A 23,664-nucleotide genomic window follows, 5' to 3' on the forward strand; every position below is an offset into this window, starting at 1 on the left:
AACAAATATGGCTGATGAAACGACAGCGTCCGGCAAAGAGCCGCACTATGCCGTACTGAACGACGAAACCGAACATCGGCGCTTGTTCGGCTGGTGGAAATCCCTGGAGGACAACCGGGGCGAACGGGCCGAACTGCGGCGTTGCGCCACCCCGGAAGAGGTTTTGCCGGCCAAGGCTTTCCACCGCTTGTGCCGCATCTTGCCGCAATGGGAGCAGCAAGACCTGCTGGCCCTGGCCGTCGTAGCCGGCGTGCTGGCCCACGTGGAAAATGCCGGCGGCGGCTCGTTCGCACGTCAGCTGGGCACTCCCAGGGAAGACGGCGACAAGGCGTTGTTCAGCGAGCTGCGCTTCCAGCAGCTGCTCGCCGCCCACGACCACGGCGAATTTTTCCAGCGCCTGCGCCGCGCCGTGCAACAGGCCGACCGCAAAGCGGACATCCACTGCTTGGCCGACGGCATCCTGCATTGGGCCAGAGACCGCGCCGACGCCACGGCGGCGCAACCCAGCCAGCGCTTCCGCTACACCTGGGCCAGAGACTACTTCCAACCCACCCTCAAACTCGCACAAGGAGAGTAAGCCATGTCCCGATTCATCCAACTGCATTGCCTCACGTCCTATCCGCCGTCCAACCTGAACCGGGACGACCTGGGCCGGCCGAAGACCGCCGTCATGGGCGGCGTCAACCGGCTGCGGGTGTCGTCGCAAAGCCTGAAGCGTGCTTGGCGCACGTCGGAAGTGTTCGAGAGCGCCCTGGGACAGTGGAAAGGTACGCGCACCAAGCGGGTCGGACTCGAGGCATTGGGGATGTTGACCGAACGGGGCGTGCATGAACAAGATGCCAAGCCATGGGCCGCCGCCATCGCAGAACAATTCGGCAAGCTGAAAAAAGACTCCCTGGAAATCGAGCAGCTGGCCCACGTCGCGCCGGAAGAATGGGAGCGCATCCGCCGGCTGGCCGCTACCCTGGCAACCGAAAAACGCGCGCCGGAAACGGATGAGTTGGCCATTTTGCGGGACCGGCCCAAGGCGGTGGACATCGCCTTGTTCGGCCGCATGCTGGCATCCAACCCGACCTTCAACGTGGAGGCCGCCGCCCAGGTGGCCCATGCGCTCACCGTGCACGCGGCCACGGTGGACGACGACTATTTCACGGCCGTGGACGACTTGAACCAATACCAGGAAGACGGTGGCGCGGCGCACATCGGCGAAACCGGTTTCGGTGCCGGCGTGTTTTACCTGTATTTGTGCGTCGACCGCGACTTGCTGGTGGACAACCTGCAAGGCGATCGTGCACTGGCCAATCAGGCCCTGGCGGCCCTGCTCGAAGCCGTCGCCAAGGTTTCGCCCACGGGCAAGCAAAACAGCTTCGCTTCCCGTGCTTATACCTCCTACATCCTGGCGGAAAAAGGCGGCCAGCAGCCCCGCTCCCTGTCCGTGGCCTTCCTCAAGCCAGTCGTGGGAGTGGATCAATTGGCTGCCGCCGTCCTGGCGCTGGAAACCCAGAGGGACAATTTCAACAAGGTCTATGGTGCCTGTGCCGATGCCAGCCAAGCCATGAACGCTGCGACCGGCGCAGGCTGCCTCAAAGACATCACCGCCTTCGTCACGGAGTAGCAGCCATGCGCGGCTACCTGATCTTTCAGCTTTACGGCCCGCTGGCAGCCTGGGGCGAGCAGGCTGTGGGCGAGGCGCGCCACAGCGCCACCCGGCCGAGCCGTTCGGCCCTGCTGGGGCTTATGGCGGCGGCGCTGGGCCTGCGGCGTGACGACGAAGCTGGCCAGTGCCACTTAGCGGAAAGCCTCAAATTCGGCGTGAAAACCCTCGCTATGGGATCGGTGGTCAAGGACTACCACACCACCCAGGTACCGCCCCAGGACAAGAAGGCCAAGCACTGGCATACGCGCCGCGACGAACTGCGGGTGGAAAAAACACGGCTGGGCACCATCCTCTCCAGCCGCGAATACCGCCAGGACGGCTTGTGGCTGGCGGCGGCCTGGAGCGATGGGGAAAAGCCGGCTTATACGCTGGACGATTTGGCCGGCCACTTGGCGCGACCGGCGTTCACTCTGTACTTGGGCCGCAAGTCTTGCCCTCTGGCTTTGCCGCTGAGTCCCCGCGTGGTGCGGGCGGAGACGCTCAAAGACGCCTTTGCGGAATATCCGGTTCCACTGCTGGCCGAAAAGAAGGAGCTGAAGCTTGTGCGCGGCGCGGAACTCGCAAGTTATGCCTGGGAAAGCTGCGATCACAGCGGCATGCGCGAGACCCTGCGCGCACCCTGTTACGACGATCCGTTGAGCCGCACCCGCTGGCAATTCGCCAGCCGCGAGGAGCACGTATTTCTGGGCGAAGGAGCGTAAGCCATGTACTTCAGTCGCATCAGTGTGAACCCCACCGACCCGGCCAAGGTCATGGAGGTGCTCAAGGCCAACGATTACGCCCTGCATCAAATGCTTTGGAAATTGTTTCCCGACGATCCCGAAACCAGCCGCGATTTCCTGTTTCGCCACGACGAAGACCAGCGTTGGCCGGTCTTCTATCTGGTTTCGCAGCGCGAACCGGACGGCAGCGACGAATTGCTGCGCGTGGCGAGCAAACCCTACCGGCCGCAACTTCGCTCCGGCGAAACCCTGACGTTCAGCCTGCGGGCCAATCCAGTTCATACCCGCAAAACCGACGATGCCAACCAGAAGAAGCGCAAGCGCGACGACGTGGTGATGCATCTCAAATGGCAATACCGGCAGTCCAACGCGGATGCCGTACCCGCCCTGGCCGAGCTGGCGCAGGAAGCTGGCGAGCAGTGGCTGGTGCGGCAGGGCGAGCGGAACGGTTTCCGCCTGCTGTCGGTGCGCGCCGACAACTACCGGCAAGCGCGGCTGGACACCCGCAGGCGCAACATCCGCTTCAGCACCCTGGACTTCACCGGTCTGCTGCAGGTGACGGAGCCGGATGTCTTTGCTGAGACGCTATGCAAAGGCATCGGCCCGGCCAAAGCCTTCGGCTGCGGGTTGATGCTGGTACGGCGCATATGATGGATATGATCTGTCTGGCCGGTGTGTCACAGAGCCTCACATCCAGGGCAATCTCATGGATACCGACAAAGAGCAAGCATTGTTGGATATCGACGATCCCCAGGTACCGGAATGTATCCGCGAGCATGGCCGTCGCTTCCGCAATCCGGCCCGTTTTGCGGTCGATCTGGGGAGGGGCGAATATCTGCTCCATGCGGAGGATGGGGAACTGCTCGACATGGTCCGGCTGAAGTAGCGCACTTATGCTTCCTCCCCTCAAACCCATCGCCATGAAAGAACGCGTGTCCCTCATCTTCATCGAGCGGGGCGAGATCGACGTGCTCGACGGCGCCTTCGTGGTGGTCGACAAGAACGGCGTTCGCACCCACATCCCGGTCGGCTCCATTGCCTGCATGATGCTGGAACCGGGCACCCGTGTGTCGCATCGCGCGGCGGCGCTGGCGGCGCGAGTCGGCACCTTGCTGGTGTGGGTGGGCGAAGCCGGGGTGCGGCTGTACGCCTCGGGCCAGCCCGGCGGCGCGCGCTCGGACCGGCTGCTGTACCAGGCCAAGCTGGCGCTGGACCCGGATCTCCGCCTCAAGGTCGTGCGCAAGATGTACGAACTGCGCTTCGGCGAAAAGCCGCCCGAGCGGCGCAGCGTCGAACAATTGCGCGGGATCGAGGGCGCCAGGGTGCGCAAGTTGTATGAACTCCTGGCCAAGCGTTACGGCATCAAATGGAAACAGCGCAACTACGACGTCGCGGAATGGGACGCCGGTGACCTGCCCAATCGCTGCCTCAGTTCCGCCACCGCCTGTCTGTACGGCATCACCGAAGCGGCGGTGCTGGCGGCCGGCTATGCGCCGGCGGTCGGCTTCATCCATACCGGCAAGCCCCTGTCCTTCGTCTACGACGTCGCCGATTTGGTCAAATTCGATACCGTCGTACCGGTCGCCTTCAAGATCGCCGCCCGCGAACCCGGCAACGCCGAGCGCGAGGTGCGTCTGGCCTGCCGCGACGTGTTCCGCGAAACCCATTTGCTCAAGAAACTCATCCCTCTGATCGAAGACGTCCTCGCGGCAGGCGGCGTGGAGCCGCCCGCCGCGCCGGAGGACGCGGTCGGCCCCGCGATCCCCAACCCCGAGAGTCTAGGCGATGCTGGTCATCGTGCTTGAAAACGCCCCGCCGAGACTGCGCGGACGCCTCGCCGTATGGCTGGTGGAAGTGCGCGCCGGAGTCTATGTGGGCGACCTGTCCAAGCGGGTGCGCGAAATGATCTGGACGCAGGTAACGGAGGGCATCGAAGAAGGCAATGCCGTCATGGTGTGGTCCACCAACACCGAGTCCGGCTTCGATTTCCTCACCCTGGGCAAGAACCGCCGCATGCCGGTGGAACTGGACGGCCTCAAGCTGGTGTCGTTCCACCCGCCCGAGCCGGAAAACGGCGCAACCCAGGCGGGCGGAAATGCTCTTTGACAACTCGGAAAATTCAGTCTCCCCGAGAGCCGTTCAGTTCGGTAGAATTTGTCGGGCGCAAATTTGCCATTGCTAACAACGCGTTAGAAATGGTCCGTTCCCCACGCCTGTGGGGATGAACCGCTGCCTTGGCTTGCTCAGGCTGGCTGCGGCGACCGTTCCCCACGCCTGTGGGGATGAACCGCCGCAGACGCCGATATGGTACTCCACGCTAAACCGTTCCCCACGCCTGTGGGGATGAACCGATGCTTACGCGGGGGTTCAACGGTCGCTTGAGCCGTTCCCCACGCCTGTGGGGATGAACCGACCGCCTCCATGTCGCGTACTCGGGCATCCCGCCGTTCCCCACGCCTGTGGGGATGAACCGGTGCTAACCGGGTGTGGATTGAGGAAGGGAATCCGTTCCCCACGCCTGTGGGGATGAACCGATCGGCGACACGCTGCGCATTCGACTGCCGAACCCGTTCCCCACGCCTGTGGGGATGAACCGTTCGAGCGGGCGGGCGCGCTGCACATGCTCGACCGTTCCCCACGCCTGTGGGGATGAACCGGCGCCGTCCGCGGATTCATCAGCCAGGCATAACCGTTCCCCACGCCTGTGGGGATGAACCGCCCGCTACCAGCGAAGATGCCGCGCCACAAGACCGTTCCCCACGCCTGTGGGGATGAACCGCCACCCGATACCCCTGCGCGAACTGCCGAAACCCGTTCCCCACGCCTGTGGGGATGAACCGGACAGCAGTTTTTCGCTGCCTGCGGCCAAATTGCCGTTCCCCACGCCTGTGGGGATGAACCGCGCAGGCCGATAAAAAGGCGGCGAAGCAGCAACCGTTCCCCACGCCTGTGGGGATGAACCGCGTAGTAGTCGGCCAATTTCCCCTTGGCGGTACCGTTCCCCACGCCTGTGGGGATGAACCGAATCCTTGCTGGCCGCCATGTCGCGAATTCAGCCGTTCCCCACGCCTGTGGGGATGAACCGTACAACTACGGCCAGGCTGGCGGAACGATTGGCCCGTTCCCCACGCCTGTGGGGATGAACCTTCGACACGGCCAATAACCGGGGCACATAGGCCCCGTTCCCCACGCCTGTGGGGATGAACCTCGATCACCAGCGTGACCTCAGGCCGGAATGGCCCGTTCCCCACGCCTGTGGGGATGAACCGCTGCTGGGCTTCATCCCGGCGCCGGGCTACACCCGTTCCCCACGCCTGTGGGGATGAACCGCGCCTTCCAGCCGTAGCTGCCGAGCCGGGGATCCGTTCCCCACGCCTGTGGGGATGAACCGCCGGGAGGGCTGGCGGTTTCCGCTGGAATACCCCGTTCCCCACGCCTGTGGGGATGAACCGGACATCCAGTCCAAGGTCCGCTGGCTCGAAGCCCCGTTCCCCACGCCTGTGGGGATGAACCGTCTTGAGGGAAAAGCGCGCCGAGCTGGGTACCGCCGTTCCCCACGCCTGTGGGGATGAACCGCCATCGAATTCAGCGAGCTCAGCGGCGGTGCCCCGTTCCCCACGCCTGTGGGGATGAACCGTTCCTGCGCGACATCTCGGACGGAACGAGCCCCGTTCCCCACGCCTGTGGGGATGAACCGGCTGGAGCGCCCGCCGTTCCGCGCCGTATCGGCCGTTCCCCACGCCTGTGGGGATGAACCGCGATGGATGGATTATGCGCCAACCCCCCAGCCCCGTTCCCCACGCCTGTGGGGATGAACCGCCAAGACTCTGCGTGAAGACGCGATCGCCCTGCCGTTCCCCACGCCTGTGGGGATGAACCGCAATGGCTCCGTCGCGCCAGGAATATCCTCTCCCGTTCCCCACGCCTGTGGGGATGAACCGACCTACAAGGTCGCCAGGCTGTGGCCGGATGACCGTTCCCCACGCCTGTGGGGATGAACCGATTCGAACGGCAACTCCGTCCGATTCGACATCCCGTTCCCCACGCCTGTGGGGATGAACCGAAAATCCAGGAGGAGGCGGCGGCCGGCACCAACCGTTCCCCACGCCTGTGGGGATGAACCTTTCCGGCTCCTTGCCGCGCTTTCCGAGGAAGCCCGTTCCCCACGCCTGTGGGGATGAACCGGCCATTCAGGACGCCGCCGCCCAGGCCACGAACCGTTCCCCACGCCTGTGGGGATGAACCGCATTGAATTTGTACGCGGATGGGACTGGCTTGCCGTTCCCCACGCCTGTGGGGATGAACCGATAGAGCGCTATCCGGGGAGTTGATCATCAGGCCGTTCCCCACGCCTGTGGGGATGAACCGGCCGAGCCGGTCACGTCGCCGTACCCGCTGGCCCGTTCCCCACGCCTGTGGGGATGAACCGCACGAGATAGACGCTGCCATCGTTGAAGCGATGCCGTTCCCCACGCCTGTGGGGATGAACCGGACAAAACCGCCAATCTGGCGCCGACGATGGACCCGTTCCCCACGCCTGTGGGGATGAACCGACCGTCGATGCCGCCAGGGGCGAGGGGCAGGGCCGTTCCCCACGCCTGTGGGGATGAACCGCCATCCGCATCATTCTGACCACGCCGAAGGGCCCGTTCCCCACGCCTGTGGGGATGAACCGTCGATGCGGGAACCGGGATTGAGCGGCCGGCCCCGTTCCCCACGCCTGTGGGGATGAACCGATCGACTTGGCCGTTTCTAATGGGAAGGTAGGCCGTTCCCCACGCCTGTGGGGATGAACCGGTCCCGCTCGATTGGGGAATGTTTTGGCAGGACCGTTCCCCACGCCTGTGGGGATGAACCGGTCAGCGAAATCCGCTACCGGACCGACCTGTCCCCGTTCCCCACGCCTGTGGGGATGAACCGCCACACAGGCGGAACCAAACGGGGAGATAGCCCCGTTCCCCACGCCTGTGGGGATGAACCGGTCGGCGTTTCGATCACGGTGCGCATGGGGGACCGTTCCCCACGCCTGTGGGGATGAACCGTCGCGCAGGACCCGTCAGCGACCGTGAACGACCCGTTCCCCACGCCTGTGGGGATGAACCGGTCCGGCACAAGCTGCTCGGCTGCCGTGGCAACCGTTCCCCACGCCTGTGGGGATGAACCGACCGGCGGTGTTGGCTGGTCGCCATCGGGGGGCCGTTCCCCACGCCTGTGGGGATGAACCATGTCACCCGACCTCGCCGACATGACCTACCTCCCGTTCCCCACGCCTGTGGGGATGAACCGTACCGCTCGATCATGATGTCGGTCGCCGACCTCCGTTCCCCACGCCTGTGGGGATGAACCGGCGCTTCTTGCCCTTGCGCATGAACACGCTCTCCGTTCCCCACGCCTGTGGGGATGAACCGACCTGGCCCGGTCTGCCGAGACTCAAAAGGTACCGTTCCCCACGCCTGTGGGGATGAACCGTCAGCACGCTCCAGGATGAGATGGGTCAGTACCCGTTCCCCACGCCTGTGGGGATGAACCGGCCATCCGTATCAACTCCCAGGACTACACCGCCCGTTCCCCACGCCTGTGGGGATGAACCGGGTTTTCGGCAGCGAGCGATGGCTTGACCAGGCCGTTCCCCACGCCTGTGGGGATGAACCGGCGTCATCGACGAACTGAACGACCTGGACGGGCCGTTCCCCACGCCTGTGGGGATGAACCGCCGTAAGGCGGGCGTCGAATGATCCACACGCCCCGTTCCCCACGCCTGTGGGGATGAACCGGAGCGCGCCATGGCCGATTTGTTTTCCACCGACCGTTCCCCACGCCTGTGGGGATGAACCGGGATCAGGCCATGACAGCTGATTGCGGGCTGCCCGTTCCCCACGCCTGTGGGGATGAACCGTCATCACGGCGGTGCTGGCGGTCAAAGCCGTCCCCGTTCCCCACGCCTGTGGGGATGAACCGCTCGGCGATTTGCTGGGCAATGGACTGGCGGGCCGTTCCCCACGCCTGTGGGGATGAACCGAACTGGAACCGGTCGCGGATGTGCAGCAGGCGCCGTTCCCCACGCCTGTGGGGATGAACCGTTCTGTCCAGCGGCCTGTTTGACCACTGTAGCCCGTTCCCCACGCCTGTGGGGATGAACCGCATGATGCCGGTGCGTTTGCCGTGGACAGGAGCCGTTCCCCACGCCTGTGGGGATGAACCGTTGTAGAGCGTCTTGATCGTCAGGTTGAAGAGCCGTTCCCCACGCCTGTGGGGATGAACCGTCCGGCCCGCTCTACGCCTGCGAATACAGCGACCGTTCCCCACGCCTGTGGGGATGAACCGGGTGGAAAATTCGTCTGCCATCAAGTTGGACGCCCGTTCCCCACGCCTGTGGGGATGAACCGTCATGAGACCCACCCTCGACGCCACCTATGTACCGTTCCCCACGCCTGTGGGGATGAACCGCGAAATTCACGGCCCACAACTTGAACTTGATCCCGTTCCCCACGCCTGTGGGGATGAACCCGAAGGCCTCCCGTGCCCGGAGCGCGGAAATCTCCGTTCCCCACGCCTGTGGGGATGAACCGGACGTGCGGCGCACGTTCGCATACACATGAGGTCCGTTCCCCACGCCTGTGGGGATGAACCGATAGGATTACCAGCAGCAGGGGTAGCCCCGAACCGTTCCCCACGCCTGTGGGGATGAACCAAGCTAGCGAAGTTTACCGGAAGAACCTGGTCCCCGTTCCCCACGCCTGTGGGGATGAACCAGCAACGGCAGTCGCACTACGCTGCTTGCTACCCCGTTCCCCACGCCTGTGGGGATGAACCGTTCAGCAGATTCGGATCACGGGTGCGAACGCCCCGTTCCCCACGCCTGTGGGGATGAACCGGTGAGCGGGTATCTTTTGGCGACGGTAGAGAACCGTTCCCCACGCCTGTGGGGATGAACCCGGTTGGCGCCGAGGATGGGGGCGCTGATGACGCCGTTCCCCACGCCTGTGGGGATGAACCGAACTGAGCCGGGTCAATAGCCCCCATCGTTGCCCGTTCCCCACGCCTGTGGGGATGAACCGCTTACATCTATTCGGAGACCTTTCGTGGGCTCCCGTTCCCCACGCCTGTGGGGATGAACCGAATCCGCTGACAGGGCGGTACGAGTTTGGTCCCCGTTCCCCACGCCTGTGGGGATGAACCGGCGATTGCGCGCGGCAGCCTGGGGGCAGAGTCCCGTTCCCCACGCCTGTGGGGATGAACCGTGCCTTGAGCTTATCGTGTTGCTTGACCTTCACCGTTCCCCACGCCTGTGGGGATGAACCGCCCGCCGCACGATTGTGGTTTGAGTCAACGGGCCGTTCCCCACGCCTGTGGGGATGAACCGCCGATTTTATTTCCAGCATGGAGGTAACCGAGCCGTTCCCCACGCCTGTGGGGATGAACCAGTCGGTCACTACCCCGCCGCCTCCGCCAGCTCCCGTTCCCCACGCCTGTGGGGATGAACCGGAGGCGCGGGACCGAGCGACCAGGGCGGAGGCCCGTTCCCCACGCCTGTGGGGATGAACCGGCGGCTCCTGCGCCGGCGAATTCGGGGCCGGCCCGTTCCCCACGCCTGTGGGGATGAACCGGTGGCGCTGCCCGCCGGGTGCTCGGCCGCCGTCCGTTCCCCACGCCTGTGGGGATGAACCGCCTGATTGCCGACCGCCTCATCACCCGGCAAGCCGTTCCCCACGCCTGTGGGGATGAACCGCCAAGGCGGCCGACTACGCCGAACGCAACGGTCCGTTCCCCACGCCTGTGGGGATGAACCGCCAGACCATCCGCGAGGACGCGGCATGATTACCCGTTCCCCACGCCTGTGGGGATGAACCGACACCGTCCGGGGCCTTGTCGAGCGGGGTCAACCGTTCCCCACGCCTGTGGGGATGAACCGGCATGTGTCTTTCTCCTGTGCCACACGCCCCGCCGTTCCCCACGCCTGTGGGGATGAACCGCCAGCACCGTGCGGCTGCAAAACGGCCAGGAGCCGTTCCCCACGCCTGTGGGGATGAACCGGTGAGAAAGTCGAATGGGCGGTGCTGGCTCAACCGTTCCCCACGCCTGTGGGGATGAACCGAAGCCATCAATCTGGGCCGCGTCGAGGCGCCGCCGTTCCCCACGCCTGTGGGGATGAACCGGCGAATTCAAGGATACCGTCACGGACGTCCGTCCGTTCCCCACGCCTGTGGGGATGAACCGCCCTCTGGCGCATTGTGCGCACCGCCCAGATCCCGTTCCCCACGCCTGTGGGGATGAACCGGGCGAGCGTCGTCTTGAGCTTTGGGTCTCGATCCGTTCCCCACGCCTGTGGGGATGAACCCACTGGATCCGCGCCGAGATCCACGGCATCACCCCCGTTCCCCACGCCTGTGGGGATGAACCGGGCGAGCGTCGTCTTGAGCTTTGGGTCTCGATCCGTTCCCCACGCCTGTGGGGATGAACCGGCGACGTTCCACGGCAGCGGCGAAGGCGCACACCGTTCCCCACGCCTGTGGGGATGAACCGCCGAACTTCGGGACCTCGAAGCCAAGGCGGCCCCGTTCCCCACGCCTGTGGGGATGAACCGGAGGATATCCTCCGCGAACTGCGCGCGGAGGACCGTTCCCCACGCCTGTGGGGATGAACCGCAGCTTCGCGGCGCAGCCGCTCCCACCCGTTTCCGTTCCCCACGCCGGTGGGGATGAACCGATTGCCGTCACCCACCGCGGCAAAAAAACCGGTTCCCTACGGCCGGACGGGTCGGGCAAGAAGCAGGGTCAGCAGGCGGGTGATGCCGTCGGCCAGCCGCAGGATGATCCACAAGACGAGCAGGGCTCCGGCGAGCACATAGCCGAGCAGCCAGGAAAGTAACAGCGTCAGCAGTACCGCGGCGCCGGCGGAGCCGGTATAGCGCCAGAATACGGCAACCGCTCCGAAGAGAGCGAGATACGGAATCCAGGTAGTTTCCGGATTGAGGCTCTCGACCCGCTCGGCGAGCGCGGCAAACAGGTTCGGCGGTTTCATGAAGCAAAGAGTCACCCATGCGGCAACGGCGCCTAGCCGTTTGAATGACGGCGGACGGCCCGGTCATGAATGCCGGCGGCGATCGATGCCAGATCCACGGCCCAGGCCATGCCTCCGGTCAGGAATGCGATCAACGCCGTGTCTATGCCGCCAATCAACAGAGCATCGCCCAGTGACCGGGCTTCGGGCAGGGTTTTCACCAGCAGCAAGAGCCAGGCGCAAAGGCCAGCGGACAAGACCGTGAACCGCACAACCCTGAACATGGAGCGGCTCCGTGGATAAGATGCTCAAGATCGGCATCCTACTCTCCGCCAAAGATTTGGCAAGCGGCGCCCTGCGCCAGTTCGGCACTACATCCGAGCGGGAGACGGGGCGCGCGCAATCGGGTTTCGTTCGGTTGGGTCAGACCATCGACCGCGTTTCCACCCGGCTGGTGGCGCTCGGGACCGGTGCCAAGCTGTTCGGCGACAGTGTCTTGGCGGAAGTCATGAAGCCGGTTTCGGCTTATGCGCGGCTCGATGACGCCACGACCGATCTGCAAGTCACGATGCCGGACCGTACCGGCAAAATCGGCCCGTTCCGCACGCATGTGGGAATGAACCGAAAACGACGCCAAGCCTGGGTTGGCGGTCTTCGAGGCGGGGACGGAGACTGGGCCGGGGGAACGGTGTCCTCCCTCGATCAGGGCACGCCGGCGGTGACTCGGAAATATATCGAGCCCCGTCAGGGCGGCTTTCTGGTCTATCGGAGAAAGAATCCGTGACGCCGGCCCGCCACGAATGCCCCGGCGGTAGGAGTCAAGGCGCGACCGGACGCTGCTCCGCCGATGGAGATGAGGATGCCGACGCTCCCCGTCGGTCGTCAGCGCCCCGCGCGCCTATGGATTTGAGGAGCGAGCTCCGTGGTCACGCGATGAGCGTCCGTTTCCGGATGGCAAAAAGCATAGCACAAGGAATGACCCGCACGTCGCATCGCGGCACAGCCGCTCCTACCGTCCGGTTGTGGGAGCGTCGGCTTTGGCTCGGCCGAGGCTTACGTTGAGCACCACCATCCGGTCTCGGTGGCGCACCCGGCTCTACTATCGACTTGAGGACCGGACTCCGCGTGAATGCCTGGGTTCCTTGCCGCAAAAAGCATAGCACAAGGAACGACCCGCACGTCGCATCGCGGCGCAGCCGCTCCTACCGCCCGGTTGTGGGAGCGGCTGTGCCGCGACACGGGGCGGTCAAAACATCCAGCGGCCCGGCGGCAAGCACGGCCTTGATCGCGTCGGCCAGGGCGGCCTTGCCGCCGTCGGCGACCGCCGCCGTCAGCGTCTCGCCCAGCGGCCGGCGCGGCGTGAGCGATTCCGGCATGGCGACCAGGGCTTCCAGCCCCTTCGCGGTCAGCACGGCGTCGAAGAACACGACGCAGTTTTCGCGGGTGTGGCGCAGGTAGCCGGAATCCGCGAGCCAGCGCACCGTGGCCAGGAAGAATGCGGTGTCGGCATCGGGCTTGTCGTCGGCGTCGTGGTTGCCGGTGATGCCGAATTCGCCGCACGGCAGATCGCGCGGCAGGGGAAAGGATGCATAGAGGGCGGCGAGAATACTTCCCGCCCGCTCCCCGGCCCGTGGGGATGAACCGACGTCGCTTTCGCGGCGGAGCCGCTCCTACTCCTTGGCCCCCTGTGGGAATGAACCGTTCGCAGCCGGCGCGCATCGTGTCCCAGCCCCCCGTTGCCCACACCGGTGCGGAGGGAACCGGGAAAAAGGCAGGAACACGCCGGCTCGGACATTTGATCGATCCCGGCGGCAGCCGTCAGGCTTCCGTCAACGCCGGGTAATCGGTGTAGCCTTCCGCGCCGCCGCCGTAGAAGGTGGCTTCGTTCCAGCCGTTCAGAGGAGCGCCCCGCCTGAAGCGCTCGGGCAGGTCGGGGTTGGCGATGAACAGTCGCCCGAAGGCGACGAGGTCGGCCCGGCCGGCCTCGAGGCAGGCGATGGCCTTGGCCTGGTCGTAGCCGCCGCAGACGATCAGCGGCCCGCGGAAGGTCTTCCGGATCGTCGCCATGATGGCCTCGCCTCGCGGGTCCGGCGTTGCGGCGGGTACGTTTCCGGCCATGGAAGGCTCCACCACGTGCAGATAGGCGAGTCCGAAATCGTTCAGGCGTTCGGCCACGTAGGCGAACGTCGCTTCCGGGTCGGCATCGCCCATGTCGTTGAAAGTGCCCAGCGGCGACAGCCGCACGCCCACCCGCTCCGAGCCCCAGACCCCACATACCGATTCCAGAACCTCCATCAGGAGACGCGCTCGGTTTTCCGGGGAGCCGCCATAGGCGTCCTCCCGCCGGTTGGAGCTGGAATTCAGGAATTGATCGAGCAGATAGCCGTTGGCGGCGTGGACTTCGACGCCGTCCATGCCGGCGGCCAGGGCATTGCGGGCGCCGTCGCGGTATTGCCCGACGATGCCTGGCATCTCGTCGAGTTCCAAGGCGCGCGGGGCGACGAAGGGCACGAGCTCACCCTGGCCTTCGGCGTTGGCGATGAAGGCCATGCCGGTCGGCGCGATCGCGGACGGCGCCACCGGCAGCGCGCCACCCGGCTGCAACGCCGGATGGGAGACCCGGCCGACATGCCAGAGCTGCATGAACATCAGACCGCCGGCGCCATGGACGGCATCGGCGACGAGCCGCCAGCCTTCCACCTGTTCGGCGGAATGGATACCCGGCGTCCAGGCATAACCCTGGCCCTGGCGGGAAACCTGGGTGGCTTCGGAGATGATCAGCCCGGCGCCGGCGCGTTGCCGGTAGTATTCGGCGTTCAGCACCGTGGGCACGTTGCCCGGCTGCCCGGCACGCGAGCGGGTGAGCGGTGCCATCACCATGCGGTTTTTCAAGGTGTGCGGGCCGAGCCGGAACGGCTGGAACAAGGGATTCGTCATGACGTAAGGCTCCTGGCTGGATCAATGGAGGACGGGTTTGGAAAGAGTCGCCTTGGCGACCGCCGCTCTCAGCCGGTCCGCCAGGGGGTTAGTCACCGTGTGGCGGATGAGGATGTCCACCGGGTCCACGATCCGGCCGTAAAAGGCGGAATTGAGGTCTTGCCGGGGGGTGATCACCGCCCCTTCCAGCGTCAGCCCGCCGTAAATCCCCTTGGCCCGGCTAAACTGGAGGATGTCCACGGTCGCCACCTGGCTGCCGGTGCCGACGGGACCGGCGGCGATGCTGGCATCCGCCCCGAGCTGGAACTTGGAACTGAGCAGCGCGTTCATGCCGCCTTCCGTCATCACCATCATGATGACGTCGGTCAGCTCGCCGCCGATCTGCAGGCCCGCGGTCACGGCCCCGGTCGTGTAGAACGCAGGGTATCCCCATTCGCCGGTCTGCTTGTCCTTGACCAGCACCACGGCGTTGCCGCCGGAACCGCCGAAAATGAAACCCAGTTTCAGCACCTGAGGCGCGATCACCACGGCCCTGGCATCCTTCACGTTGTCGCGGAACCAGCCCATGTTGGGATCGGCCACGAATTCGTTGAAGGTGATGGTAGCGTCGCGCAGGAGGTCGTTGGCCTTGTCGCGGTCGTCTGCCCGGACAAGGGAGGTGGCAAGCAACGCCGCCAGAAACAGGAAGCGATTCAAAGAACGTCTCGGGGAAAAACTGGTCATGGCGGATAGATCCCTGAATAAGGTATGCGACGAAAGTTTACGCCTGATCCAGGCAAGACGTATGCCCGGAAAAGGCTCCGGCAGCTCCGACTCGAGGGAGCCCCTGAGCTTCGGCGGCCTCGGTAGGGACGAGGCCACCGATGTGCAGCATGGCAACTGGCGGGATGCTTCCGGCGCCGCCATAATGTGCGCTGCCGGAAACTGTCGTGCCGAGGTAACGATCATGGCATCGAAAGCTGCTCTCTCGCTCCTTCCCGTTGTCGCCCTGCTGCTGACGGCCTGCGCCGGCTCGAACAAACAAGCCGGCAAGCAGAGCCTCGCGGCCGCGGCGCCCGAACGCACCTATCTTCCGAAACCCGCATTCCGCCGTCCCGCCTACATGCCGCCTCTCTTCAGCGGCTCCGACCAGCGCACGGTGTCGGACGTGCTGCACGATTTCGGCCCTTATTCGGTCCAGAAGCTGAAACCCTATTTCGAACGGGCCGGCGTGGCCTACCCGCCGCGCGAAGTGGTGCTGGTCGGCCTGAAGCAGGAGAAGAAGCTGGAACTGTGGGCGCGCGACGACCGCGAATACCGGTTGATCCGCCACTACGACATCCGGGCCGCCAGCGGCTCGGCGGGGCCGAAGCTGCGCCAGGGCGACAAGCAGGTGCCGGAGGGCGTCTACCGGATCGTGGGGCTGAATCCGAACAGCAACTATCACTTGTCGATGAAGCTGAACTACCCGAACGACTTCGACCTGTATTACGCCGAGCTCGAAGGCCGCACCAATCCGGGGTCGGACATCTTCATCCATGGCCGGGCGGTGTCGGCGGGATGCCTGGCCATGGGCGACGAGGCCATCGAGGAGCTGTTCGTGCTGGCGGCGCACGTCGGCAAGGAAAACATGAAGGTGGTGATCGCGCCGCACGATCCCAGGGCCTGGCCGCTGGAGCAGACCGCCGCCGGACAGCCGGAATGGACGCGGGAACTCTATGCGACGATCGCCGACGAGATCCTGTCGCTGTCGCGGCCGCTCAAGGTCTCGAACAGCCGACCGTACTCGCCGCCGTACCGGCGGTAGTTCAGCTCGCCAGCCACGCCACCACGGCGTAGCGCAGGGCCTTGCCGATGGCGATGTAGATCACGGACAGGACCAGCGACAACCGCAGCCAGCCGGCGGCGAAGCAGAAACCGTCGCCGAGCACCGGTATCCAGGAAATCAGCAGCAGGCCGCTGCCCCAGCGCTTGAGCGATGCGACCGCGCGGCGCTGGCGCGGATTCTCGATCGCCTCGACCTCCAGCGGGCGGCGGCGCGCCCACAGCCAGCCCATCCCCCAGGTCGTCATCGCTCCCAGCGTATTGCCCACGCTGGCCACCGCCACGAGTTCGGTCGGCAGCGCATAACCCGTATGTACCAGGTAGGCCAGCACCGCCTCCGATCCCCCTGGCGCGACGGTGGCCGAGACGAAGGCGCTGGCGAACAAGCCCCAGAAACCCGCCGACGCGTCCATCGCGGTCACTGCGTCCGGCCGGCCAGATGGCGCTCGGCCCGCTCGAGGTCGGCGGCGGTGTCTATCCCTGCCGCAGGCGCGCCCGCCACCGGCACCACCAGGATGCGGTCGCCGTGCCAGAGGATGCGCAGCTGCTCCAGGCGCTCGATCTGCTCCAGCGGCGACGGCGCCAGATCGACGTAGCGGCGCAAATAGGCGGCGGTGTAGGCGTAGACCCCGATATGGCGGCGATAAGGCATACCCTGCCCCGGCTTCGGCGCCGCCATCCCTTCGGCGAAGGATTCGCGGTCCCACGGCACGGCGGCCCGGCTGAAATACAGCGCCCGGCTCTCCCCGTCGGTGACCACCTTGACCACATTGGGATCGAAGATTTCCTCGGGCCGGTGGATCGGCGCAGCCAGGGTCGCCACCGGGCAGTCCTCGCGCCGCTCCAGCGCCTCCGCCAGGGCGCGCAGCAGGGCGGCGTCCATGAAGGGCTCGTCGCCCTGCAGGTTGACCACGATGGTTTCGTCGCCCCAGGCCCGGCGCTCGGCCACTTCGGCCAGCCGCTCGGTGCCGCTGGCATGCTCGGGGCGGGTCAGCATCGCGGTGACCGGCAGGGCGTCGACCGCTTGGGCGATGCGCGCGTCGTCGGTCGCGACCACGACCTCCGCCGCGCCGGCTTCGAGCGCCCGCTCGCAGACATGCGCGATCATCGGCTTGCCGCCGATTTCGAGCAGGGGCTTGCCGGGCAGCCGGGTCGAACCGTAGCGCGCCGGAATGACGATGGTGAATTCCGCCGGCATCAGGCCGCCGGCGCCGTCCGCCGCTTGTGGAGCGCGTCGTATTCGTCGAGGCTGAGCCTCCTCGCCTCGCTCTCCAGCATCACTGGAATGTCGTCGCGGATGGGGTAGGCCAGCTTGTCCGCCAGGCAGACCAGTTCCTGCTGCTCGCGCAGGTAGATCAGCTCGCCCTTGCATACCGGGCAGACCAGGATCTCAAGCAGTTGTTTGTCCATGTCGAATCCTCTCGAGGATGTTCAGTAATCGGGGAGCGACGGCCGGGTCGAGCCGGGCGGAGACGGGAATGTACCAGATTCGCGGGTCCTCCAGCCGGCGGCATTTCACGGCGTCCTTCTCGGTGATCAGCACCGGCATGTCTTCCGGAACGGACCGGAAATCGTCCGGGGAATAAGCATGATGGTCAGGCAATGCCACGGGCTCGAAGTTCAGACCCGCGGCGGCCAGATGCGAAAAAAAACGCTCCGGATTGCCTATGCCCGCCATGGCGACGCTCTTCCGTCCCGCGAAGGCGGCCAAGGGGCGCCGCTCGCCGTCGGCGAGACGCACCGCCATCCCGCCCTCCAGCGTCATGGATAATTCACCGGGCGCCGGCTCGCCGCCGTTGCAGATCACGAAATCCACGCTTGCCAGCCGCTCGACCGGCTCCCGCAACGGCCCCGCCGGCAGCAGCCTGCCGTTGCCGAACCGGCGCATGCCGTCGACCACGGCGATCTCGACGTCCCGCGGCAGGGCGTAATGCTGGAGGCCGTCGTCGGAAACGACGACGTCCGCGCCGGCTTCGATCGCGGCTCGGGCGGCTTCCGGGCGTTTCGGCGAAACGAAGACCGGACAGCCGGCGCGCTGCCGGATCAACAAAGGCTCGTCGCCGACCTCCGCAGGGTCGCTGTCGCAGCGCACTTCACGCGGCATCCGGGCGGAACTGCCGTAGCCGCGGCTGATCACTCCGGGCGACCATCCGTGCTCCCGCAGCAGTTCCACCAGGGCGATCACCAGCGGCGTCTTGCCGGTGCCGCCCACACTGAGATTGCCGACGACGATGACGGGCGCGCCGAGAGCGGCTTGCGCGTTCGAACGGTAATACCCCCGGCGGAGCGCGACGGCGGCGCCGAACCCGCGGCTCAGCGCGCACAAACCCCACGGCGGCTGCGCGTCGGCATACCACTGCCGCTGCAGCCAGGCGGCGATCGCCCGTTTGGACCGGCTCAAGGCCTGCTCTCGGGTGCGACCTCGGCGGCGAAGCCGATATGGCCGAAGCCCAGTTGGCCGGCGGCGTCCAGGACGGTGATGACGTGCTGGTGCTGCGTCGTCCTGTCGGCGCGGACGATCACCAGCGGGTCCTGCTGTCCGCCGGCCGCCGCCCTCATCGCCTCCTTCAAGGCTTCGACATTGCTGTCGGGCGACAGAGGCGTGCCGTTCACCGAAAACCGCCCCGCGGCGTCGACGGCGACGTCCACTCCCTTGGGGGTCTCTTCGGAAATCGAGCTTTGCGCCTTGGGCAACTGCAGTTCGAGCCCGGTTTCCCGGCTGAAGGTGGTGGTGAGTACCAAGAAGATCATCAGGACGATCAGCACGTCGATCATCGGAATCAGATTCAATTCCGGCTCGTCCCGGTTCTGCGGGCGGAAATTCATGGCGAACTCACTCTTCGCGCTCACCGTGCAGGACGGCGATCAGGCGGACGGCCTCCTCTTCCAGGCGCATGGACAGCTCGTTCACCCTGCCCTGGAAATAGCGGTAGAACATCAGGCTGGGAATGGCCACGGCCAGCCCCGCGGCGGTCGCGATGAGGATTTCGGACAGGCCGCCGGCCAGCACGGCCGGATTTCCGGCACCGTGCGCCGCGGAAAAGCCGGCGAACACCTTGATCATGCCCAGCACGCTGCCGAGGAGACCGAGGTAAGGAGAAATCGAGGCGATGGTGCCCAGGGTATTGAGGTAGCGCTCCATGGCGTGGACGACCTGGCGGCCGGCCTGCTCGATGCAGCTCTGCATGACCTCGCGGCCGTGCTTGTGGTTGGCCAGCCCCGCCGCCAGGACGGCACCCAGCGGCGAATTCAGCGCGATCTGGCGGATGCTGGCGGCATCGAGCTGATTGTTCCGCCACAGCGTCCAGACCGTCGATGCCAGCTCGGCCGGCAGGATGCGGCTGGTGCGCAGAGCCCACAGGCGCTCGATGATGATGGCGAGAGCGACGACGGAGCAGATCAGAATCGGCCAGATCAGCAGCCCGCCGCCCTTGATGATATCCAGCACCCCACGCCCCTCCAATATGTCCGCCAGTTACGATATCGGAGGATTTTACCGCAAGAAGGCGAAGCGGGCCGAACCCGGCGCCCTTATGAGGAATCAGTGCAGGGTGGCCTTGTGCTTAAGCTGGGACCGCAGGTTGGCCAAATGGTAGCCCCAGTTGACCTCGAAACCGGAGAGCCATTCGCCGACCGCGGCACCGGCTTCGCCCGGTCCTTTGTTCCAATGGGCCAGACCCCGCCTCAATGCGAAATAGATTTCGGTGACGTTGTCCGACAGGCTGCCCGTCATCACACCGTCGCCGACTTCGAGATCGGCCTCGGTCCAGTAGTCGTCCATGTTGCCGAGAAACGTCTTGAGCTCCACGTACATGCGATGCCGCTGCTCTATGTCCGCCAGCATCGAGTATTCGCCGACGCCCCGCCGGCCCGTCAACCCCTTCACGGCCGTTTCCAGCGGACCCAGCTCGCGGGCGATGAGCGCGAGCCAGTCCAGCGGCTCGTAACGGGCGAACCCATCCACCAGCCGGCAGAACTTCTCGGCGATTTTCGCGAACTGTGCCGGAGCTGAGGTCGGAGAAGCCACGCTGCTAGTTGCACACCATTTCATTCGAGCTGTCACTCCTGTGCCGATGAGCCGATCGATCGCCCTGCATTCCGAAATCGCTATCGGATGCGCCTCGTTACGGTTAAGAGTAGACAGCAATTCCGGGAAAGGTAGACCATGGACGCGTAACACGTCGCCAAACACCGACAGACAGACCGAGACTCCCGCCCCGCCTGTCGCACCGGAGCGACACTCATCCCATTCGGACCTTGATGACAACTCGCGAACCCCTCCCGCCCATCGTCCTCAGCCTGTCGGGGCACGACCCTACGGGGGGCGCCGGCATCCAGGCCGACATCGAAGCGATCGGCGCCACCGGTTGCCTGGCGTGCACGGTGATCACCGCGCTGACCGTACAGGACACTTCCAACGTATACGCCGTGCAGCCCCAGGCCCCCGAAGCCTTCCTGGCGCAAGGGCGGGCCCTGATCCGCGACCTGCCGGTCGCCGCGGTGAAAATCGGCCTGCTGGGCAGCGCGGGAATCGCCCGCTGCGTAGCGGCCCTGCTGGATGAACTCAGCTCCGCTGCTCTTCGAGTCGGCACCCAGGTGCCGGTGGTGCTCGATCCCGTCCTCGCCGCCGGCGGAGGCACCGATCTGGCCTCGGAAGAGCTGATCGAAGCGGTGCGCACCGAACTCCTGCCGCGCGCAGTCCTCGTGACGCCCAACGTGCCGGAAGCCGCCCGCCTCGGCGGTGGCGCGACCGAAACGGAAAACGCGGAACGCCTCCGCCTCCTGGGCTGCCCCAACGTCCTCATCACCGGGACGCATGCCCCCACGGACGACGTCTTGAACCGCCTCTATTCCCCCCAAGGAAGGCAGGACTACCGCTGGCCCAGGCTGCCGCACAGCTATCACGGCTCCGGGTGCACCCTCGCCGCCTCCGTGGCCGGACACCTGGCCCTGGGATACGCGATGGAATCCGCCGTCGAGCGGGCCCAGCGGTTCACCTGGCAGAGCCTCCGGGCGGGCTGGAATCCCGGCGGCGGGCAGCATCTGCCAGATCGCAGTCCGTTCAGGCGGTGTTAACGGGTAAGTAAGTGCGATATTCGCACCTGATCGTTCCCCGGAACCTACAGGGACGACGTAGGGCGGAACCGGCTCTTCCGGGTTCCGCCATCCCGAAACAGCACGCATGCCAGCCGGGCCCACAAATCGTGTGGCTTGGGGATTGGTTGGCGGATCGCCTTCGGCATCCGCCCGATCCCGATAGGTTCCTGGGCAGGGTGAGGGTGACCAAACAATGACATTCGACTGGCAACACGCCCCATGACGGCTAAGACACCGGCTCCATGTACTCGATGCCGAGCTGAAGGCTGGAAACGCCCCGGAACTCGTTGACGTCCAGCCGGTAGGCCGCTCGCAGCCTCCGGCACCCCAGCCATTCCGGCGGATCGGCGACGAAGAATGCAATCCCTTCCACCTGACGCGCCGCACCCGGCACCTTGAACGTCAGCCTAAGATGCTTCTCACCGACGATCCGCATGCCCAGCACGTCGAACTCCCCGTCGAACAAGGGCTCCGGGAACCCCTGGCCCCAGGGGCCGGCATCGCGCAGGCAGCGCGCCGTATCGAGATGGAAATGGTCAGACGGCAGCTCCCCATCCGTCACCACCGTATGTTCCAGGTCCACCCCTTCGAGCAGACCCGCCACTTCCGCCTCGAACGCCTCCGTGAACGCCGCCAGACGGCTCTCCTCCAGGGTGAGGCCGGCCGCCATCGCGTGGCCGCCGAAGCGGACGATCAGGCCGGGATGGCGGGCCGAGACGGCGCACAGGACGTCACGCACGTGCACCCCGGCGATCGACCGCGCCGAACCCTTGAGCAGGCCGTCCTCCCCCCGTGCGAACGCGATCACCGGCCGATGCAGCCGGTCCTTGATCCGCGAGGCCAGAATGCCGATCACCCCCTGATGCCAAGCGGGATCGAACATGATCGCGGCGGAGCCGCTCCCACGATCGGATTGCTGTGGGAGCGGCTCCGCCGCGATCTCCAGCATCGCCCAGGCCTCGGCCTGCATCTGGGCCTCGATCGCCTTCCTCTCGCGGTTCATCTCATCCAGCAGCTCCGCAAGCTCCTTCGCGGCGCTCATGTCGTCCGCCAGCAGGCAGGCTATACCTAAGCTCATGTCGTCCAGCCTGCCGGCCGCGTTCAGCCGCGGCCCCAGCGTGAATCCAAGCGCGCCTGCTGTTGGAGCGGCTCCGCCGCGATTCCTGTCGGCCACCTCCAGCAGCGCCCGGATGCCGGGGCAGGCGCGGCCTGCGCGAATGCGCTGCAATCCCTGATGCACCAGAATGCGGTTGATCCGGTCCAGGGGAACCACGTCCGCTACCGTCCCCAAGGCCACCAGATCCAGCAGTTCCGCCAAGTTCGGCGCCTGCCGGCCGCCATCGAACCAGCCGCTCTCGCGCAGGCGGCTGCGCAGTCCCGAAAGCACATAGAAAATGACGCCGACGCCTGCCAGCGCCTTCCCGGGAAATTCGTCGCCGGGCAGATTGGGGTTGACGATGGCATCCGCCGCGGGCAACGACTCCCCCGGCAAATGATGATCGGTGACCAGCACCTTCATGCCCCTCGCCTTGGCCGCCGCCACGCCGGCATGACAGGCAATGCCGGTATCCACGGTGAGAAGCACATCTGTGGGAGTGGCCCTGCCACGATATATCAGTTCGACCAGCTCCGGCGTGAGGCCATAACCGCAAGTGAACCGATTGGGCACGATGAAGGACACCCGCTCGGCCCCCAGCGCCCGCAAGCCCCGCATCGCCACCGCGCAACTCGTCGCACCGTCCGCATCGAAATCGGCCACGACCATGATCGACTTCTGCCCACGGATCGCCGCCTCGAGCTCCGCGGTCATGGCATCCATGCGTTTCAGCAACGAGGGCGCCGGGAGTTCGTTCAGCGAGCGCCCCAAGTCTTCCGGCGTGAAAATCGAACGGCTTTCGTAGAGGCGGGCGAGCAGGGGCGAAGCGTCCGGCGGCTTAGCCTGTGGGAGCGGCTCCGCCGCGATACACACGGCGGAGCCGCTCCCATTGCCGGCGCCGGCAGGCTGCGGACGTCGGACGATTCGTTTTGGTACAGGGTGGTAAAGCATCAGGGCAATATCCTGTTTTTGAAATGAAGCCGCCAGAGCCACAGATGAGAAGGATGTGAACGGCATACAAATAGTGTTCTTATGTACAGTATTTGATCACCCTCCGCCCGGTCAACCGGCCGACGATCCGTCCAGTAATTCAGGCATTTGCCCTACCCACTGCGGCATACGGCGCAGTGAGCAGCAGAAATTCGTCCAGTCCACGTCTGTTATTTACCTCGCCAACCCGTTGATTCACCGTATATTCCATGCACCCACCAAAGCAATCATTTTTCGAGAATTATGTTGGCATGAGTTTCGCCTCCGGCAGGCTGACGGATTGCTTCAAATCCGTTGCCCGAGCGTCACTCAGAATCGTGCTATCCGCATCGACGGCCAGCTGGCTTCCTAAAAATGCACAG

At 65.5% G+C, this 23,664-nt stretch carries 23 protein-coding genes and 1 CRISPR repeat array; of the genes, 10 read left to right on the forward strand and 13 right to left on the reverse strand.

The window, feature by feature from the left end; genetic code table 11:
• Positions 1–7 precede the first annotated feature (7 nt).
• From casB to cas2e, 7 genes are read left to right on the forward strand one after another with little or no spacing between them, the layout of a single operon-like run.
• Positions 8–577 (forward strand): type I-E CRISPR-associated protein Cse2/CasB, encoded by a 570-nt coding sequence (gene casB / locus ABZN20_RS08800; protein WP_367027379.1) that lies wholly within the window; start codon positions 8–10, stop codon positions 575–577.
• 3 nt (positions 578–580) lie between these two features.
• The gene (cas7e, locus tag ABZN20_RS08805; RefSeq protein WP_367027380.1) at positions 581–1,615 is read left to right on the forward strand and encodes a type I-E CRISPR-associated protein Cas7/Cse4/CasC; all 1,035 of its coding nucleotides are present in this window, start codon (positions 581–583) and stop codon (positions 1,613–1,615) included.
• A gap of 5 nt (positions 1,616–1,620) precedes the next feature.
• Positions 1,621–2,358, forward strand: coding sequence for a type I-E CRISPR-associated protein Cas5/CasD (gene cas5e, locus ABZN20_RS08810; RefSeq protein ID WP_367027381.1), 738 nt, complete (start codon positions 1,621–1,623; stop codon positions 2,356–2,358).
• A 3-nt stretch (positions 2,359–2,361) separates the two neighbouring features.
• On the forward strand, positions 2,362–3,030 hold the full coding sequence (cas6e, locus tag ABZN20_RS08815) for a type I-E CRISPR-associated protein Cas6/Cse3/CasE (protein ID WP_367027382.1): 669 nt from the start codon (positions 2,362–2,364) through the stop codon (positions 3,028–3,030).
• Between the two features lie 55 nt (positions 3,031–3,085).
• Positions 3,086–3,265, forward strand: coding sequence for a hypothetical protein (locus tag ABZN20_RS08820; protein ID WP_367027383.1), 180 nt, complete (start codon positions 3,086–3,088; stop codon positions 3,263–3,265).
• A 7-nt stretch (positions 3,266–3,272) separates the two neighbouring features.
• Entirely contained in the window at positions 3,273–4,184 is a 912-nt protein-coding gene (cas1e, locus tag ABZN20_RS08825) for a type I-E CRISPR-associated endonuclease Cas1e (RefSeq protein ID WP_367027384.1), read from the forward strand.
• On the forward strand, positions 4,165–4,485 hold the full coding sequence (gene cas2e / locus ABZN20_RS08830) for a type I-E CRISPR-associated endoribonuclease Cas2e (protein ID WP_367027385.1): 321 nt from the start codon (positions 4,165–4,167) through the stop codon (positions 4,483–4,485). Before cas1e ends, cas2e begins: the two co-directional genes overlap by 20 nt.
• Before the next feature lie 94 nt (positions 4,486–4,579).
• A CRISPR array of direct repeats spans positions 4,580–11,085; the repeat unit is 29 nt; unit sequence CCGTTCCCCACGCCTGTGGGGATGAACCG.
• Between the two features lie 36 nt (positions 11,086–11,121).
• Here the strand turns inward: cas2e and ABZN20_RS08835 are convergent.
• Both ABZN20_RS08835 and ABZN20_RS08840 read right to left on the reverse strand, forming a co-directional pair.
• On the reverse strand, positions 11,122–11,400 hold the full coding sequence (locus ABZN20_RS08835; RefSeq protein WP_367027386.1) for a hypothetical protein: 279 nt from the start codon (positions 11,398–11,400) through the stop codon (positions 11,122–11,124).
• Positions 11,401–11,432: 32 nt separating this feature from the next.
• The gene (locus ABZN20_RS08840; protein ID WP_218807542.1) at positions 11,433–11,663 is read right to left on the reverse strand and encodes a hypothetical protein; all 231 of its coding nucleotides are present in this window, start codon (positions 11,661–11,663) and stop codon (positions 11,433–11,435) included.
• A gap of 20 nt (positions 11,664–11,683) precedes the next feature.
• Between ABZN20_RS08840 and ABZN20_RS08845 the strand changes: the two genes are divergently transcribed.
• Complete coding sequence (locus ABZN20_RS08845; protein ID WP_218807543.1) at positions 11,684–12,163, forward strand: hypothetical protein; 480 nt, start codon at positions 11,684–11,686, stop codon at positions 12,161–12,163.
• A 418-nt stretch (positions 12,164–12,581) separates the two neighbouring features.
• On the opposite strand, the gene ABZN20_RS08850 is transcribed toward ABZN20_RS08845, so the two are convergent.
• The 3 genes from ABZN20_RS08850 to ABZN20_RS08860 all read right to left on the reverse strand — a co-directional run bounded on the left by ABZN20_RS08850 (position 12,582) and on the right by ABZN20_RS08860 (position 15,012).
• Positions 12,582–12,860, reverse strand: a complete 279-nt coding sequence (locus ABZN20_RS08850; RefSeq protein WP_367027388.1) for a hypothetical protein — start codon at positions 12,858–12,860, stop codon at positions 12,582–12,584.
• A 337-nt stretch (positions 12,861–13,197) separates the two neighbouring features.
• Positions 13,198–14,316 carry an alkene reductase gene (locus ABZN20_RS08855; RefSeq protein ID WP_367027389.1) on the reverse strand — a complete coding sequence of 373 codons (1,119 nt, stop codon included), beginning with the start codon at positions 14,314–14,316 and terminating at the stop codon, positions 13,198–13,200.
• Between the two features lie 21 nt (positions 14,317–14,337).
• Entirely contained in the window at positions 14,338–15,012 is a 675-nt protein-coding gene (locus ABZN20_RS08860; RefSeq protein WP_218807546.1) for a lipid-binding SYLF domain-containing protein, read from the reverse strand.
• Between the two features lie 250 nt (positions 15,013–15,262).
• Between ABZN20_RS08860 and ABZN20_RS08865 the strand changes: the two genes are divergently transcribed.
• The gene (locus ABZN20_RS08865; RefSeq protein ID WP_255556551.1) at positions 15,263–16,102 is read left to right on the forward strand and encodes a L,D-transpeptidase family protein; all 840 of its coding nucleotides are present in this window, start codon (positions 15,263–15,265) and stop codon (positions 16,100–16,102) included.
• Position 16,103: 1 nt separating this feature from the next.
• Here ABZN20_RS08865 and ABZN20_RS08870 read toward each other — a convergent pair whose 3' ends face one another.
• From ABZN20_RS08870 to ABZN20_RS08900, 7 genes are all read right to left on the reverse strand, one after another.
• Positions 16,104–16,532: a YqaA family protein gene (locus tag ABZN20_RS08870; RefSeq protein ID WP_218808943.1), complete on the reverse strand. Its 429-nt coding sequence runs from the start codon at positions 16,530–16,532 to the stop codon at positions 16,104–16,106.
• A 5-nt stretch (positions 16,533–16,537) separates the two neighbouring features.
• Positions 16,538–17,317: a 3-deoxy-manno-octulosonate cytidylyltransferase gene (kdsB, locus tag ABZN20_RS08875; protein WP_218807547.1), complete on the reverse strand. Its 780-nt coding sequence runs from the start codon at positions 17,315–17,317 to the stop codon at positions 16,538–16,540.
• Positions 17,317–17,529: a Trm112 family protein gene (locus ABZN20_RS08880; protein ID WP_218807548.1), complete on the reverse strand. Its 213-nt coding sequence runs from the start codon at positions 17,527–17,529 to the stop codon at positions 17,317–17,319. The genes kdsB and ABZN20_RS08880 overlap by 1 nt, the downstream gene beginning before the upstream one ends.
• Positions 17,510–18,520 (reverse strand): tetraacyldisaccharide 4'-kinase, encoded by a 1,011-nt coding sequence (gene lpxK / locus ABZN20_RS08885; RefSeq protein ID WP_367027390.1) that lies wholly within the window; start codon positions 18,518–18,520, stop codon positions 17,510–17,512. The genes ABZN20_RS08880 and lpxK overlap by 20 nt, the downstream gene beginning before the upstream one ends.
• Entirely contained in the window at positions 18,517–18,945 is a 429-nt protein-coding gene (locus ABZN20_RS08890; RefSeq protein WP_367027391.1) for an ExbD/TolR family protein, read from the reverse strand. The genes lpxK and ABZN20_RS08890 overlap by 4 nt, the downstream gene beginning before the upstream one ends.
• Positions 18,946–18,952: 7 nt before the next feature.
• Complete coding sequence (locus tag ABZN20_RS08895; protein ID WP_218807550.1) at positions 18,953–19,567, reverse strand: MotA/TolQ/ExbB proton channel family protein; 615 nt, start codon at positions 19,565–19,567, stop codon at positions 18,953–18,955.
• Between the two features lie 93 nt (positions 19,568–19,660).
• The gene (locus ABZN20_RS08900; protein WP_367027392.1) at positions 19,661–20,170 is read right to left on the reverse strand and encodes a DUF5063 domain-containing protein; all 510 of its coding nucleotides are present in this window, start codon (positions 20,168–20,170) and stop codon (positions 19,661–19,663) included.
• Between the two features lie 209 nt (positions 20,171–20,379).
• Here ABZN20_RS08900 and thiD point away from each other — a divergent pair, with 209 nt between their 5' ends.
• Entirely contained in the window at positions 20,380–21,195 is an 816-nt protein-coding gene (gene thiD, locus ABZN20_RS08905) for a bifunctional hydroxymethylpyrimidine kinase/phosphomethylpyrimidine kinase (protein WP_367027393.1), read from the forward strand.
• Positions 21,196–21,442: 247 nt separating this feature from the next.
• On the opposite strand, the gene recJ is transcribed toward thiD, so the two are convergent.
• Positions 21,443–23,263 (reverse strand): single-stranded-DNA-specific exonuclease RecJ, encoded by a 1,821-nt coding sequence (gene recJ, locus ABZN20_RS08910; protein WP_367027394.1) that lies wholly within the window; start codon positions 23,261–23,263, stop codon positions 21,443–21,445.
• Positions 23,264–23,664: the final 401 nt, after the last annotated feature.

It is taken from the genome of Methylococcus sp. ANG, from assembly GCF_040730495.1.
GTDB lineage: Bacteria > Pseudomonadota > Gammaproteobacteria > Methylococcales > Methylococcaceae > Methylococcus.